The 14,752-nt window shown below is 71.4% G+C and carries 11 protein-coding genes; 3 read left to right on the forward strand and 8 right to left on the reverse strand.

The annotated features are described in order from the left end of the window. Nucleotides 1-113 precede the first annotated feature (113 nt). The 6 genes from ACWGB8_RS34570 to ACWGB8_RS34595 all read right to left on the reverse strand — a co-directional run bounded on the left by ACWGB8_RS34570 (nt 114) and on the right by ACWGB8_RS34595 (nt 7,291). Nucleotides 114-1,508, reverse strand: a complete 1,395-nt coding sequence (locus tag ACWGB8_RS34570) for an NAD(P)/FAD-dependent oxidoreductase (RefSeq protein WP_452217623.1) — start codon at nt 1,506-1,508, stop codon at nt 114-116. A gap of 46 nt (nt 1,509-1,554) precedes the next feature. Then, nucleotides 1,555-2,355, reverse strand: a complete 801-nt coding sequence (locus ACWGB8_RS34575) for an ABC transporter permease (protein ID WP_452217624.1) — start codon at nt 2,353-2,355, stop codon at nt 1,555-1,557. Next, a complete protein-coding gene (locus ACWGB8_RS34580; RefSeq protein WP_452217625.1) occupies nt 2,355-3,278 on the reverse strand; it encodes an ABC transporter permease in 924 nt (307 codons plus the stop codon). The genes ACWGB8_RS34575 and ACWGB8_RS34580 overlap by 1 nt, the downstream gene beginning before the upstream one ends. Beyond that, a complete protein-coding gene (locus tag ACWGB8_RS34585; RefSeq protein WP_452217626.1) occupies nt 3,275-4,417 on the reverse strand; it encodes an ABC transporter ATP-binding protein in 1,143 nt (380 codons plus the stop codon). The genes ACWGB8_RS34580 and ACWGB8_RS34585 overlap by 4 nt, the downstream gene beginning before the upstream one ends. 43 nt (nt 4,418-4,460) lie before the next feature. Then, the gene (locus tag ACWGB8_RS34590; protein ID WP_452217627.1) at nt 4,461-5,714 is read right to left on the reverse strand and encodes a polyamine ABC transporter substrate-binding protein; all 1,254 of its coding nucleotides are present in this window, start codon (nt 5,712-5,714) and stop codon (nt 4,461-4,463) included. Nucleotides 5,715-5,776: 62 nt separating this feature from the next. Then, nucleotides 5,777-7,291: a gamma-aminobutyraldehyde dehydrogenase gene (locus ACWGB8_RS34595; protein WP_452217628.1), complete on the reverse strand. Its 1,515-nt coding sequence runs from the start codon at nt 7,289-7,291 to the stop codon at nt 5,777-5,779. 428 nt (nt 7,292-7,719) lie between these two features. Between ACWGB8_RS34595 and ACWGB8_RS34600 the strand changes: the two genes are divergently transcribed. Beyond that, the gene (locus ACWGB8_RS34600; RefSeq protein WP_452217629.1) at nt 7,720-9,372 is read left to right on the forward strand and encodes a PucR family transcriptional regulator; all 1,653 of its coding nucleotides are present in this window, start codon (nt 7,720-7,722) and stop codon (nt 9,370-9,372) included. Between the two features lie 150 nt (nt 9,373-9,522). On the opposite strand, the gene ACWGB8_RS34605 is transcribed toward ACWGB8_RS34600, so the two are convergent. Continuing rightward, nucleotides 9,523-10,881, reverse strand: a complete 1,359-nt coding sequence (locus ACWGB8_RS34605) for an aminotransferase class III-fold pyridoxal phosphate-dependent enzyme (RefSeq protein ID WP_452217630.1) — start codon at nt 10,879-10,881, stop codon at nt 9,523-9,525. 206 nt (nt 10,882-11,087) lie between these two features. Continuing rightward, nucleotides 11,088-12,581: a gamma-aminobutyraldehyde dehydrogenase gene (locus tag ACWGB8_RS34610; protein ID WP_452217631.1), complete on the reverse strand. Its 1,494-nt coding sequence runs from the start codon at nt 12,579-12,581 to the stop codon at nt 11,088-11,090. Nucleotides 12,582-12,832: 251 nt separating this feature from the next. On the opposite strand from ACWGB8_RS34610, the gene ACWGB8_RS34615 reads away from it, so the two are divergent. Together ACWGB8_RS34615 and ACWGB8_RS34620 are read left to right on the forward strand one after the other, a co-directional pair. Beyond that, the gene (locus ACWGB8_RS34615; protein WP_030243538.1) at nt 12,833-13,306 is read left to right on the forward strand and encodes an Lrp/AsnC family transcriptional regulator; all 474 of its coding nucleotides are present in this window, start codon (nt 12,833-12,835) and stop codon (nt 13,304-13,306) included. After that, on the forward strand, nt 13,303-14,697 hold the full coding sequence (locus tag ACWGB8_RS34620) for an aspartate aminotransferase family protein (protein WP_452217632.1): 1,395 nt from the start codon (nt 13,303-13,305) through the stop codon (nt 14,695-14,697). Before ACWGB8_RS34615 ends, ACWGB8_RS34620 begins: the two co-directional genes overlap by 4 nt. Nucleotides 14,698-14,752 lie beyond the last annotated feature (55 nt).

Consider the following 14,752-nt stretch of genomic DNA (forward strand, 5'->3'; position numbering starts at 1 on the left):
CGCCGCCCCCTGGTTGTGGTGGCGGGGGGGACTCTATTCCCGGGGTGGGCCCCATCCGCGGGCGCTGCGGCCGTGGGTTGCGCCCGGCAGGTCAGACGGATGCGGCCGGCAGGTCAGCTGTCGAAGCCCAGCCCCAGCCGGTCGAGGGTCCGCAGCCAGAGGTTGCGGTGGCCGAGGCGGCGGTCGGAGCGGTCCAGGGACCACTGGGTGAGCCCGATGCCGGCCCAGCGCACGGGTTCGGGCGGGAACGGCAGGGGCTTGCGGCGGACCATCTCCAGGTCGGTGCGCTCGGTGCGGGCCCCGGCGAGCAGGTCGAGCATGACCTCGGCGCCGAAGCGGGTGGCGCCGACGCCGAGGCCGGTGAACCCGACGGCGTAGGCGACCCGGCCGCGGTGGGCGGTGTCGAAGAAGGCGGAGAACCGGCTGCAGGTGTCGATGGCGCCGCCCCAGGCGTGGGTGAAGCGCAGCCCCTCCAGCTGGGGGAAGCAGCGGAAGAAGTTGCCGGCGAGCTTCCCGAACGTCTCCGGCCGCTGGTCGTACTCGCCGCGGACGTGGCCGCCGTAGTGGTAGACGGCGTCGTAGCCGCCCCAGAGGATGCGGTTGTCGGCGGTGAGCCGGAAGTAGTGGAACTTGTTGGCGGTGTCGCTGAGTCCCTGGCGGCCGCGCCAGCCGATGGCGTCGAGCTGCTCGGGGCCGAGCGGTTCGCTGGTCAGCGCGTAGTCGTAGACCGGGACGATGTACGGGCGGACGCGCTTGACCAGGGAGGGGAAGACGTTGGTGCCGAGGGCGACGCGGCGGGCGAAGACCCGGCCGTAGGGGGTGCGGACGGCCATGCCGCTGCCGTACTCGCGCAGGTCGAGGGCGCGGGTGCGTTCGAAGATCCGCACGCCCCGGGCGAGGCAGGCGGCCTTGAGGCCCCAGGCGAGCTTGGCGGGGTGGAGCATGGCCACGCCGCGCTTGTCCCAGACGCCGCCGAGGAAGGTGGGCGAGTCGACCTGGGCGCGCAGCGCGTCGGCGTCGAGGACGGTGAGTTCGGTGCCGTACGGGGAGACGGCCCGGGCGATCTCGCGGAGTTCGGCGAGCTGGTGGGGCTGGGTGGCGATGTCGATCCCGCCGGTGCGCTCCCATTCGGCGTCGATGCCGTAGCGCTGGAGGGAGGCCTCGATGCCGTCGAGGTTGACGGCACCGAGGCGTTCCAGCTGGGCGAGTTCGGCGGGCCAGCGCTGCAGGCCGTTGCCGAATCCGTGGGTGAGGCTGGCGGCGCAGAACCCGCCGTTGCGCCCGGAGGCCGCCCACCCCACTTCGTGGCCCTCGACCAGGACGACGTCGGTCGAGGGGTCGCGCTCCTTGGCGAGGAGCGCGGTCCAGAGGCCGGAGTAGCCGCCGCCGACGACCAGCAGGTCGCAGCGGGCCTCTCCGACGAGGGCGGGTTCGGCCTGCGGCCGGCCCGGGTCCTCCAGCCAGAAGGGGGTGGGACTGGCGTCACTGAGCGCGCGGGCGGAGTCCATGCATTATCAGCCACTTTCTGCACATAGGCGATGACGTGGTGGTGCGTCAGGCGGCGGGCTTGCGGCGGTTGCCGAGCCACTGCCCGGCCACGGTCAGCGCGACGGCGGCGATGAACATCGCGGTGCCGATGACGTTCACCTGGACCGGGATGCCGCGCTGCGAGGCGCCCCAGACGAACATCGGGAAGGTCACGGCCGGTCCCGAGTTGAACTGGGTGATGATGAAGTCGTCGAAGGAGAGCGCGAAGCTGAGCAGCGCGCCTGCGGCGATGCCGGGGGCGGCGATGGGCAGGGTGATGCGCAGGAAGGTCTGCGCGGGGGTCGCGTAGAGGTCCTGGGCGGCCTGTTCGAGCCGGGGGTCCATGCTCATCACGCGGGCCTTGACGGCGGTCACCACGAAGCTCAGGCAGAACATGACGTGGGCGATGAGGATCGTGGTGTAGCCGAAGGGGATCCGCATGTTGAGGAAGAGCGTGCCGAGCGAGGCGGCCATGACCACCTCGGGCATGGCCATCGGCAGGAAGATCATCGCGCTGACGGCGCCCCGGCCGCGGAAGCGGTAGCGGGCCAGCGCGAAGGCGACCATGGTGCCGAGCACGGTGGCGCCGATCGTGGCGGCGAAGGCGATCTGCAGGCTGAGCGACAGCGACTGGCACATGTCGGCGACGCCGCAGGGGTCGGTCCAGGCGTCGGTGGAGAACTCGTTCCACTCGTAGTTGAACTTGCCGACCGGCTTGTTGAAGGAGAAGGCGAGCACCACCAGGTTGGGCAGGACCAGGTAGGCGAGGGCCAGCAGGCCGGCCAGGACCACCAGGTGGGCGCGGATCCACTTGATCACTCGGGACATCAGACCAGTTCCTCCGTCCCGGCCTTGCGCATGTAGACCGTCACCATGCCCAGGATCAGGGCCATCAGGATGAAGCTCAGCGCGGCGGCCGTCGGGTAGTCGAGCACGTTCAGGAACTGCTTCTGGATGGCGTTGCCGACCATCTGCTCGCTCGGGGAGCCCAGCAGCTGGGCGTTGATGTAGTCGCCGGAGGCCGGGATGAAGGTGAGCAGCGTGCCCGCGACCACGCCGGGCAGCGAGATCGGGAAGGTCACCTTGCGGAAGGTGGTGAACGGGCGGGCGTAGAGGTCGCCGGCGGCCTCGTGCAGGCGGGGGTCGATCCGTTCCAGCGAGGTGTAGAGCGGCAGGATCATGAACGGCAGGAAGTTGTACGTGAGGCCGCAGATGACCGCGAGCGGGGTGGCGAGCACCCGGTCGCCGGAGGTCAGGTCGAGGGCGCTGGTGATGTCGAGGACGTGCAGCGCATTGAGGGCGCCGACGACCGGTCCGCCGTCGGAGAGGATGGTCTTCCAGGCGAGGGTGCGGATCAGGAAGCTGGTGAAGAACGGCGCGATCACCAGGATGAGGATGACGTTGCGCCAGCGCTTGCTCGCCTTGAAAGCGATGGTGTACGCGAGCGGGTAGCCGATGGCCAGGCAGAGCACGGTGGCGGTGCCGGCGTAGAGGAACGAGCGCAGGAAGTTCGGCCAGTAGTCGACCAGGGCGTCCCAGTAGGTGGCGACGTGCCAGGTGACCCGGAAGCCCTCCTCCAGCGAGCCGGTCTGCAGCGAGGTGGAGGCCTGGTAGACCATCGGCACGGCGAAGAAGACCAGCAGCCAGGCGATGCCGGGCAGCAGCAGCCAGTACGGGGTGAGCCGGCGCCTCGGCCTCCGTTCGGGCAGGGGTATCACCTCGGGCGGCGCGGCGGGGGTGGTGGTGGTCATGCCGCGTCCTCCCCGGTGCCGGCGTCGATGGCCTGGGTGGCGTCGAGGGCGAAGGAGTGGGCGGGGTTCCAGTGCAGGACGACGGGGGCGCCGGGGACGATCCGGGCGTCGCGCTCCATGTTCTGCTCGAAGACCGTGACCTCCTGGCCGGCGTCGGTGCGCACCACGTACTGGGTGGAGACGCCGATGAAGCTGGAGTCGAGGACGGTGCCGGTGAGCCGGTTGCGGCCCTCCGCGGCCTCGGCGGTGCCGTGCTCGATGGTGATCTTCTCGGGGCGCACGCCGAGGTGGACCTTGGTGGCGTCGGTGGCGCAGCGGGCCCGGGGGACGGCGAGGCGGACGCCGCCGACGGTGAGCAGCAGGTCGTCGCCGTCGCGGCCGGTGACCTCGGCGGGCAGCAGGTTGGACTGGCCGAGGAAGTTGGCCACGAAGGTGGTGGCGGGGTTCTCGTAGAGGTCGGCGGGGGCGCCGAGCTGTTCGACCCGGCCGCCGTTCATCACCGCGATGGTGTCGGCCATGGTCATGGCCTCCTCCTGGTCGTGGGTGACGTGGACGAAGGTGATGCCGACCTCGGTCTGGATGCGCTTGAGCTCCAGCTGCATCTGGCGGCGCAGCTTGAGGTCGAGGGCGCCGAGGGGTTCGTCGAGGAGGAGGACCTGGGGGTGGTTGATGAGGGCGCGGGCGACGGCGACGCGCTGCTGCTGGCCGCCGGAGAGCTGGTGGGGCTTGCGGCGGGCGTAGGGGCCGAGTTCGACGAGGTCGAGCATGTCGTCGACCTGCTTCTTGACGTCCTTGCGGCCGCGGCGGCGCAGGCCGAAGGCGACGTTCTCGAAGATGTCGAGGTGGGGGAAGAGCGCGTAGCTCTGGAAGACGGTGTTCACCGGCCGCTTGTACGGGGGGAGGGCGGTGACGTCCTGGTCGCCGATGACGACGGTGCCGGTGGTGGGCTCCTCCAGTCCGGCGATCATGCGCAGGGTGGTGGTCTTGCCGCAGCCGGAGGCGCCGAGGAGGGCGAAGAAGGAGCCCTGGGGGACGGTCAGGTCGAGCGGGTGCACGGCGGTGAAGGAGCCGTAGGTCTTGCCGATGCCGGTGAGGCGGACGTCGCCGCCGGTGGCCGCGGGGTGCTGCTGGTCTGTCATGGGGTTCTTCCTGGTCTCTGCCGTCGGGTCGGGGCGCGCGGGGTCAGGCGCCGATGAGCTTGGAGAACTTCTCCTCGAAGTCGCTCTCCTCGCTCTCGGTGAGGCTGCGGAACACGTGCGCCTTGGCGGCCATCTCGGGGCTGGGGACGACCAGGGGGTTCTCGGCGGTCTCGGGGTCGAGCGCGGCGAGTTCCTCCTTCATGCCGGTGACGGCGGAGACGAAGCCGATGCCGGCGGTGAGCTGCGCGGCGATCTTCGGCTGGTAGTAGAAGTCGATGAGCTTCTCGGCGTTGGCCTTGTGCTGGGCCTTGGCCGGGATCAGCAGCACGTCGGAGGAGGAGACGTAGCCCTTCTCGGGGATGACGAACTCGATGTCGGGGTTGTCGGCCTTGAGCTGGATGAGGTCGCCGCCCCAGGCGACGCAGGCGGCGATGTCGCCGGAGGAGAGCTCCTGGCCGTAGTCGTTGCCGGTGAAGCGGCGGATCTGCTTGCTGTCGACGCCCTTCTGGAGCCGGGCGATGGCCGCGTTGAAGTCGTCGGCGGTGAACTTGGCCGGGCTCTTGCCCATGTCGAGCAGGGTGATGCCGACGGTGTCGCGCATCTCGGAGAGGAAGGTGACGCGGCCCTTGAGGTCGGGGTCGTCGAGCAGCTGGGAGACGCTGGTGACCTCCTTGCCCTTGGTGGCCTTGCGGTTGTAGGCGATGACGACCTGGATGCCGGACCAGGGGTAGGTGTAGAGGCGGCCCGGGTCCCAGTCGGGGGCGCGGAAGCGGGAGTCGATGGTGGTGATGGCGGTGGTGACGTTCTCCGGGTTGAGCTTCTGGGCCCAGCCGAGGCGGATCAGCCGGGCGGCCATCCAGTCGGTCAGGACCATCAGGTCGCGGCCGGTGTCCTGGCCGGCGGCGAGCTGCGGCTTGACCTTGCCGAAGAACTCGACGTTGTCGTTGACGTCCTCGGTGTACTTGACCTTGATGCCGGTTTCGGCGGTGAAGGCCTCCAGGGTGGGGTGCTTCTCCTGGTCGTTCTCGTCGGTGTCGACGTAGAGCGGCCAGTTGGAGAAGTTGACCACCTTCTCGGTCTCGGAGAGGTCCTTGGCGGCGTTCGCGGTGGAGTCGGCCGAGCCGGTGCTCCGGGCCGGCGGGATCCCGCAGGCGGCGAGGGAGCCGGCGCCCGCGGCGAGGCCGGCCGCCCGCAGCACGGTGCGCCGGGAGAGCGCGGCCCGGCCGCTGGTCAGGCTGCGTTCCCAGGCTCTGCGGACTGGTTCCGGCAGACCGTCGGTGATCTCGTTGAACGCCATGGGCAGGAGCCTCCTGGGGCGGGGTCGGGCAGGGGCGCCGGGGGTGTGCGCCCCTGACGGGGTCATCTGTCGCCGAACACGGTGCGGTGCCAGTCCTTGCGCGCCACCGCGGTGGTGTCGAACATGACGTGCTTGACCTGCGTGTATTCGTCGAGCGAGTACTGTGACATGTCTTTGCCGTAGCCGGAGGCCTTGCTGCCGCCGTGGGGCATCTCGCTGATGATCGGGATGTGGTCGTTGACCCAGACGCAGCCCGCCGCGAGTTCCCGGGTGGCGCGCAGCGAGCGGTGCACGCCGGTGGTCCAGGCGGAGGCGGCGAGGCCGTAGGGGGTGTCGTTGGCGAGCCGCAGCCCCTCCTCGTCGCTGTCGAAGGGCAGGACGACGAGGACGGGTCCGAAGATCTCGCCCTGGACGACCTCGCTGTGCTGCGGGGCGTCGGTGACGAGGGTCGGCAGGTAGTAGGCGCCGCGGGTGAGGTCGGTGCCGTCGTGGCCCTGGTGGCCGGGGGCGCCGCCGGTGACGACGGTGGCGTAGCCGCGGGCGCGCTCGACGAAGCCGGCCACCCGGTCGCGGTGGGCGTACGAGACGAGCGGGCCGAGGTCGGTGCGGGGGTCGAGAGGGTCGCCGAGGCGGACGGCGCGGTACAGCTCGGCGACGCCGGCGACGAAGGCGTCGTACAGCGGGCGCTGGACGTAGGCGCGGGTGGCGGCGGTGCAGTCCTGGCCGCTGTTGATCAGCGAGGCGGCGACGGCGCCGTGCACGGCGGCGTCGAGGTCGGCGTCGTCGAAGACCACGAAGGGGGCCTTGCCGCCGAGTTCGAGGTGGGTGCGCTTGACGCCGGCGGTGGCGAGTTCGGCGACCCGGCGGCCGACGGCGGTGGAGCCGGTGAAGGAGACCATGGCGACGCCGGGGTGGGCGACCAGGTGCTCGCCGGCGGTCCGGCCGGTGCCGGTGACGACGTTGACGACGCCGTCGGGGATGCCGGCCTCGGTGCAGGCGCGGGCGAACATCAGGGAGGTCAGCGGGGTCAGCTCGGCGGGCTTGAGAACGATCGTGTTGCCGGCCGCGATGGCCGGGAGGATCTTCCAGGCGGCCATCTGCAGCGGGTAGTTCCAGGGCGAGACCGAGCCGATCACGCCGATCGGCTCGCGCCGCACGTACGAGGTGTGGTCGCCGGAGTACTCGCCGGCGGCCCTGCCCTCCAGGTGGCGGGCGGCGCCGGCGAAGAAGGCGGTGTTGTCGATCGTCCCGGGGACGTCGAACTCGGTGGAGAGCTTGATCGGCTTGCCGGTCTGGGCGGTCTCCACCCGGGCGAGTTCGTCGGCGTTCGCGGTGAGGACGGCGGTGAGCCGGTGGAGCGCCTCGGAGCGGGCGCCGGGGGTGGCGCCGGCCCAGGCGGGCAGGGCGTCGAGGGCGGCGCGGACGGCGGCGTCCACGTCGTCGGTGGAGGCGAGGTCGATCCGCTGGACCTCGCTGCCGTCGGCCGGGTTGACGACCTGGAAGTCACGGTCGCCGCTGCCGCGGCGCGGACGGCCGGCGATGTACTGCGCGCCCGCGGCGAAGTCGGTCAGGTCCATCGTGGTGCTCCTCCATGTGCCGGTGGTTGCGCGGCCCGCGCGGCGGCGGTGCGGATCACCGATCCGCGGCGGGTCGAGCGTGTCGGCGGGCCGGGCCGTACCGGCGGGCGGCCGGTCGGGCCGCCGCTGCCGCGGTACGGGGACCCCTCCGGCCGGATCACCGCGGTGCGCGATCCTGACAGTCCGGCGGGGGCCCTCACAAGGGATTCCGCTGTTGCGTTCCGGTCACGCGACGGATCCCGGGGGTGTGGTCCCGTGTGTCTGCCGCAGCCGACCCGCTGACCATGCCCGCTGCCGGGGAGGGGTGACAAGGGTCACTCCGGCAAGCCCGCGGGGCAGGCCCTTACAGGGTGGAAGGCACCGCCCGGGGCGACAGTTCGTCGCCGGGATGGATGATTTACCTGACACTCTGAACCAGGAGGCCCGCGATGCTCCCCACCGTCGCCCGCGTTCTCGACCTGGAGGTGATGCGGCGCGGCCTGCCCGTGGTGGTGGCCGGCGCCGACCGGCTGGAGCGCCCGGTGCGCTGGGTCCACGTCAGCGAGCTGCCCGACGTGGCGGGCATGCTGCAGGGCGGCGAGCTGGTGCTGACCACCGGCATCGCGCTGCCCGAGGACCGCGAGGGCCTGGCCCGCTACGTCCGCGAGCTGGCCGAGGTCGGCGTCGCCGGGCTGGTCATCGAGTTCGGGCGGCGCTACTTCGACTCGCTGCCCCGGGCCCTGGTGCACGCCGCGGAGCAGCGCGGGCTGCCGCTGGTCGCGCTCCGCCGGGAGCTGCGCTTCGTCGCCGTCACCGAGGCCGTGCACGCCCTGGTGGTCAACGCCCAGCTGGAGCAGTTGCGCACCTCGGAGGCGGTCCACCAGGTCTTCAACGAGCTGGCCGTGGAGGGCGCCGAACCGGCCGAGGTGGTCCGCCAGGTCGCCCGGATGGCGGGCGCGCCGGTCGTCCTGGAGAACCTCGCCCACCAGGTGCTCGCGCACGACACCGCGGGCCGTCCGGAGGCCGAGCTGCTGGAGGGCTGGGAGCGGCGCTCGCGCGGGGTGCGTCCCGGCGGGCGGACCGGGCACGACGCCCGCAGCGGCTGGCTGGTGACGGCGGTCGGCGCGCGCGGCCAGGACTGGGGCCGGCTGGTCCTGGTGGCGGATCCCGGCCCGCTGCCCGAGGGCGACGCGCACCCGCACGCGATGCTGCTGGAGCGCGGCGCGGCCACCCTGGCGCTCAACCGGCTGGTGGTCCGCGACCGGGAGAGCCTGGAGCGGCAGACGCACCGCACCCTGCTGTCCGGCATCCTGACCCATGCGCTGACCGTCTCCGAGGTCGCGCTGCGCGCCCAGGCGCTGGGGGTGCCGCTGGAGGGGCGGCGGCTGGTCGGGGTGGTGCTGCGCCAGCGGCGCGGGCCGATCCCGGCCGCGCTGGAGGCGCAGGCCCGGCTGCGGGACTTCACCGAGCTGGCGGCCGGGGCGATCCGGGGCGGGCGGCTCTCCGCGCTGGTCGGGGCGCTGGACGACGAGGGCGTCGGGGTGCTGATCGCGCTGGGCACCCAGCAGGACGAGCACACCGCGCTGGACGCCTTCGCCGCCGCGCTGCGCCGGCTGATGGCCGAGGGCCACCGCGAGCCGGGGCCCGCCCCGTCGCCGGTGATAGCGGTGGGCTCCTCGGTCGGCTCGGTGCGCGACGCCCGGCGCACCCTGCTGGAGGCCACCCAGGTCGCCGACGCGGCGCTGCACGACTCCCCGGGCGGGCGGGCCGCCGCCTACTACCGGCTGCCGGACGTCCGGCTGCGCGGCCTGCTGCACCTGCTGCGCGACGACGCCCGGCTGCAGACGTACGTGGAGCGCGAGCTGGGCCCGCTGCTGGCGTACGACGCCGAGCACAACGGGACGCTGGTGCAGATGCTGCGGATCTACCTGGAGCAGGGCCGCAACAAGTCGGCGGCGGCGGACGCGGCGCACCTGTCCCGGCCGTCGTTCTACGACCGGCTGCACAAGGTCGAGCGGATCCTCGGTGTGGACCTCGACCAGGTGGAGTCCTGCCTGTCGCTGCACGTCGCGCTGCTGGCGCTCGACGCCGTCCGGCGCTGACCGTCACCGGTCGGCGGACGGACGGCGGACGGACGGCCCGGGGAGCGCCGACGGCCCCGGGCGCGGGGGCCGGGGCCGTCGGGCGGGACGGGCGGGACGGGCGGACGAAGCCCGGCGACGCGGGCGGTCCGGTGCCGGGCGTCTCGGGTGTCAGACGGTGTGCGCGTCGGTGAGCGACAGCACCTCGTCCAGCACGGCGAGGCCGGCCTTGGCCTCCTCCTCCGTGACGGTGCACGGCGGCACGACGTGGAAGCGGTTCATGTTGACGAACGGCCACAGGCCGCGCCGCTTGCAGGCGGCCGCCAGCTCGGCCATCGGCGCGTTGGCGGCGCCCGCCGCGTTGTACGGCACCAGGGGCTCGCGGGTGCTGCGGTCCTTGACCAGGTCCAGCGCCCAGAACACGCCGAGGCCGCGGACCTCGCCGATCGAGGGGTGCCGCTCGGCCAGCTCGCGCAGGCCGGGGCCGAGCACGTTCTCGCCGATGTGGCGGGCGTTCTCGACGATGCCCTCCTCGGCCATGGTGTTGATCGTCGCCACGGCGGAGGCGCAGGCCAGCGGGTGGCCGGAGTAGGTGAGGCCGCCGGGGAACGGCCGCTCGTCGAAGGTGGCGGCGATCTCGGCACTGATCGCGACGCCGCCGAGCGGGACGTAGCCGGAGTTGACGCCCTTGGCGAAGGTGAGCAGGTCCGGGGTGACGTCCCAGTGGTCGGCGGCGAACCAGGCGCCGGTGCGGCCGAAGCCGGCCATCACCTCGTCCAGGATGAGCACGACGCCGTAGCGGTCGCAGATCTCCCGCACGCCCGGCAGGTAGCCCGGCGGCGGGATCAGGATGCCGGCTGTGCCGACGACGGTCTCCAGGATCACCGCGGCGACGGTGCCCGGCCCCTCGAAGGCGATCACCTGCTCCAGGTGGGCCAGGGCGCGCTCGCACTCCTGCGCCTCGTTCTCGGCGTGGAAGTTGGAGCGGTAGGCGTACGGGCCCCAGAAGTGGACCACGCCGGAGACGCCGGTGTCGTTGGCCCAGCGGCGCGGGTCGCCGGTCAGCGCGATCGCGTTGGCGGTGGAGCCGTGGTACGAGCGGTAGGTGGAGAGCACCTTCTGCCGCCCGGTGTGCAGCCGGGCCAGCCGGATGGCGTTCTCGTTCGCCTCGGCGCCGCCGTTGGTGAAGAAGATCTTGTCGAGGTCGCCCGGGGTCCGCTCGGCGATCAGCCGGGCGGCCTCGCTGCGCGACTCCACCGCGAAGCCGGGGGCGATGGTGCAGAGCTTGGCGGCCTGCTCCTGGATGGCGGCGACCACCTTCGGGTGCTGGTGCCCGATGTTGGTGTTGACCAGCTGGGAGGAGAAGTCGAGGTAGCGGTTGCCGTCGTAGTCCCAGAAGTACGAGCCCTCGGCGCCGGCCACCGCGAGGGGGTCGATCAGCGCCTGGGCGGACCACGAGTGGAAGACGTGCGCGCGGTCGGCGGCCTTGACGGCCTGCCCGGCGGCCGAGTCAGCGGTGGGGATGCTCATGCTGGCAAGGCTAGGGAGTCGGGCCCGTGAAGTGCAGCTTCATCCTGTCAGGTGGTCACGCGATCGGCCGACAGGGTGCAAAGCGACAGGGCCCGGGTCACGGGGACCCGGGCCCATCGTCGGATCACACGACGATCGGTGCACCGATCGCCGTCATGCGGTGGCCGACGCTCGGATCGCGGTCGCCGTCATGCGGGGACCGACGCTCAGATCGCGGTCATGACGTGCTTGACGCGGGTGTAGTCCTCGAAGCCGTACGCGGAGAGGTCCTTGCCGTAGCCGGACTTCTTGAAGCCGCCGTGCGGCATCTCGGCGACCAGCGGGATGTGGGTGTTGATCCAGACGCAGCCGAAGTCCAGGCGGCGCGACATCCGCATGGCGCGGGCGTGGTCCTTGGTCCACACCGAGGAGGCGAGGGCGAACTCGACGCCGTTCGCGTAGTCCACGGCCTGGTCCTCGTCGGAGAACCTCTGCACGGTGATGACCGGGCCGAAGACCTCGTTCTGGATGATCTCGTCGTCCTGCTGCAGGCCGGAGACGACGGTCGGGGCGTAGAAGTAGCCCTTCTCGCCGACCTGGTGGCCGCCCGCCTCGACCTTGGCGTGCGCCGGGAGGCGGTCGACGAAGCCGGCGACCTGCTTCAGCTGGTTGGCGTTGTTCAGCGGGCCGTAGAGCACGTCCTCGTCGTCCACGCCGCCGGTCTTGGTCTCGGCCGCGGCCTTGGCCAGCGCCTCGACGAAGGCGTCGTGGATCGACTCGTGCACCAGCACGCGGGTGGCGGCGGTGCAGTCCTGGCCGGCGTTGAAGAAGCCCGCCACCGAGATGCCCTCGACGGCCTCGGCGATGTCGGCGTCCTCGAAGACCACGACCGGGGCCTTGCCGCCCAGCTCCAGGTGGACGCGCTTGACGTCCTTGGACGCGGACTCGGCGACCTGGATGCCGGCGCGGACCGAGCCGGTGATGGAGGCCATCGCCGGGGTGCGGTGCTCGACCATCAGCTTGCCGGTCTCGCGGTCGCCGCAGATCACGTTGAAGACGCCGGCCGGGAGCTCCAGCTCCTTGAGGATGCCGCCGATGATCTCGGCGAGCAGCACGGTGGAGGCCGGGGTGGTGTCGGAGGGCTTCAGCACGACGGTGTTGCCCGCGGCGATGGCCGGCGCGAACTTCCACACGGCCATCATCATCGGGTAGTTCCACGGCGCGACCTGGGCGCAGACGCCGACCGGCTCGCGGCGGACGATCGAGGTCATCCCGTCCATGTACTCGCCCGCGGCCTTGCCCTCCAGCAGGCGGGCGGCACCGGCGAAGAAGCGGATCTGGTCGACCATCGGGCCGATCTCCTCCGAGCGGGTCAGCCCGCGCGGCTTGCCGGTGTTGCGACACTCGGCGTCCACGATCTCGTCGGCCCGCGCCTCGACGGCGTCGGCGATCTTCAGCAGCAGCTTCTGCCGGGTGCTCGGGGTGGCGTCCCGCCAGACCGGGAACGCCGCGGCGGCGGAGGCCATGGCCGCATCGACGTCGGCGGCGCCGGACAGCGGCGACGTCGCGTACACCTCGCCGGAGGCGGGGTCGACGATGTCGAGGGTGCGGCCGTCCACCGCGTCCACGAACTCACCGTTGATGTAGTTGCGCAGCGTACGAAGGTCGCTCACGGGTCTCTCCTCGGTCTGGGCCTGCGGCGTTGCAGAGTCCGGCGCCATGGTACGTCGGTACACGGTCAGCACGAAGGCGCCGAGTGGCCGGGCCGGCTGCGGCGCGGTCACTGGTTTGGCGGAACACGCACCTCCGTCGCGGGGGTGCGCGCGTACGAGGCCAGGGTAACCGGACGACTGCCGGTATCGACAGGCCAAGTGGCGAAGCGCGATGAAATCCGCATGTGATTTCCAAGATCACGACGAAATCAGCAGCATCCGCGCTTGCATGCCGCGCACCGATCAGGCACAGTGGCGGCGTGGCCAACCGCGACCGGAACGCGAGTGTTCCCCTCGACGCCGCCTCCAAGGCGATCATCGAGCAGCTCCAGGAGGACGGGCGACGCCCGTACGCCGCCATCGGCAAGGCCGTCGGCCTGTCCGAGGCAGCCGTACGGCAGCGCGTCCAGAAGCTGCTCGACCAGGGCGTGATGCAGATCGTCGCCGTCACCGACCCGCTCACCGTCGGCTTCACCCGCCAGGCGATGGTCGGGATCCGGGTCGAAGGCGACATCGAACCCGTCGCCGACGCGCTGGCCGCCCTCGACGAGGTCGACTACGTCGTCTGCACCGCAGGCTCGTTCGACCTCCTGGCCGAACTGGTCTGCGAGGACGACGAGCACCTGCTCGAACTGATCAACAAGCGCATCCGCGCGCTTCCCGGCGTGCGGAGCACCGAGAGCTTCGTTTACCTGAAGCTCCGGAAACAGACCTACACCTGGGGCACCCGATGACAGCCGACCCGGCGCAGAAGGACCTTTCCAAGACCGCCTACGACCACCTGTGGATGCACTTCACCCGCATGTCGTCGTACGAGAACTCCCCCGTACCGACGATCGTCAAGGGCGAAGGCACCTACGTCTGGGACGACAAGGGCAGGAAGTACCTCGACGGCCTCGCCGGCCTGTTCGTGGTGCAGGCCGGCCACGGCCGCGAGGAGCTCGCCGAGGCTGCCGCCAAGCAGGCCAAGGAGCTCGCCTTCTTCCCGGTGTGGAGCTACGCCCACCCGAAGGCCGTCGAGCTGGCCGAGCGCCTGGCCAACTACGCCCCGGGCGACCTGAACAAGGTCTTCTTCTCCACCGGTGGCGGCGAGGCCGTCGAGACCGCCTGGAAGCTCGCCAAGCAGTACTTCAAGCTGACCGGCAAGCCGACCAAGTACAAGGTCATCTCGCGTGCGGTCGCCTACCACGGCACCCCGCAGGGCGCCCTCTCCATCACCGGCCTGCCGGGCCTGAAGGCCCCGTTCGAGCCGCTGGTGCCGGGCACCCACAAGGCCCCGAACACCAACATCTACCGCGCCCCCGAGTACCTGGCCGGCCCCGACGGCACGGTCGACCCCGAGGCGTACGGCCGCTGGTGCGCCGACCAGGTCGAGCAGGCCATCCTGTTCGAGGGCGCGGACACCGTCGCCGCCGTCTTCGTCGAGCCGGTGCAGAACGCCGGCGGCTGCTTCCCACCGCCGCCCGGGTACTTCCAGCGCCTGCGCGAGATCTGCGACCGCCACGACGTGCTGCTGGTCTCGGACGAGGTCATCTGCGCCTTCGGCCGCCTGGGCACCATGTTCGGCGCCGACAAGTTCGGCTACCAGCCCGACATGATCACCTGCGCCAAGGGCATGACCTCGGGCTACTCCCCGATCGGCGCCACGATCATCTCGGACCGCATCGCCGAGCCGTTCTACAAGGGCGACAACACCTTCCTGCACGGCTACACCTTCGGCGGCCACCCGGTCTCCTCGGCCGTCGCGCTGGCCAACCTCGACATCTTCGAGCGCGAGGGCCTCAACCAGCACGTGCTCGACAACGAGTCGAAGTTCCTGGGCACCCTGAACAAGCTGCGCGACCTGCCGATCGTCGGCGACGTCCGCGGCAACGGGTACTTCTACGGCATCGAGCTCGTCAAGGACAAGGTCACCAAGGAGTCGTTCAACGACGACGAGGTGGAGCGCGTCCTCTACGGCTTCCTGTCGAAGGCACTCTTCGACAACGGCCTGTACTGCCGCGCCGACGACCGTGGCGACCCGGTCGTGCAGCTGGCCCCGCCGCTGATCTCCGACCAGTCGACCTTCGACGAGATCGAGCAGATCCTGCGGACCAGCCTGACCGACGCGTGGGCCAAGATCTGATCCTTCCGCCCCACCCTCCGCCGAAGGGCGGTCCCGTGCGCGAAGGGGACCGCCC

This window comes from Kitasatospora sp. NPDC054939 (genome assembly GCF_053610105.1).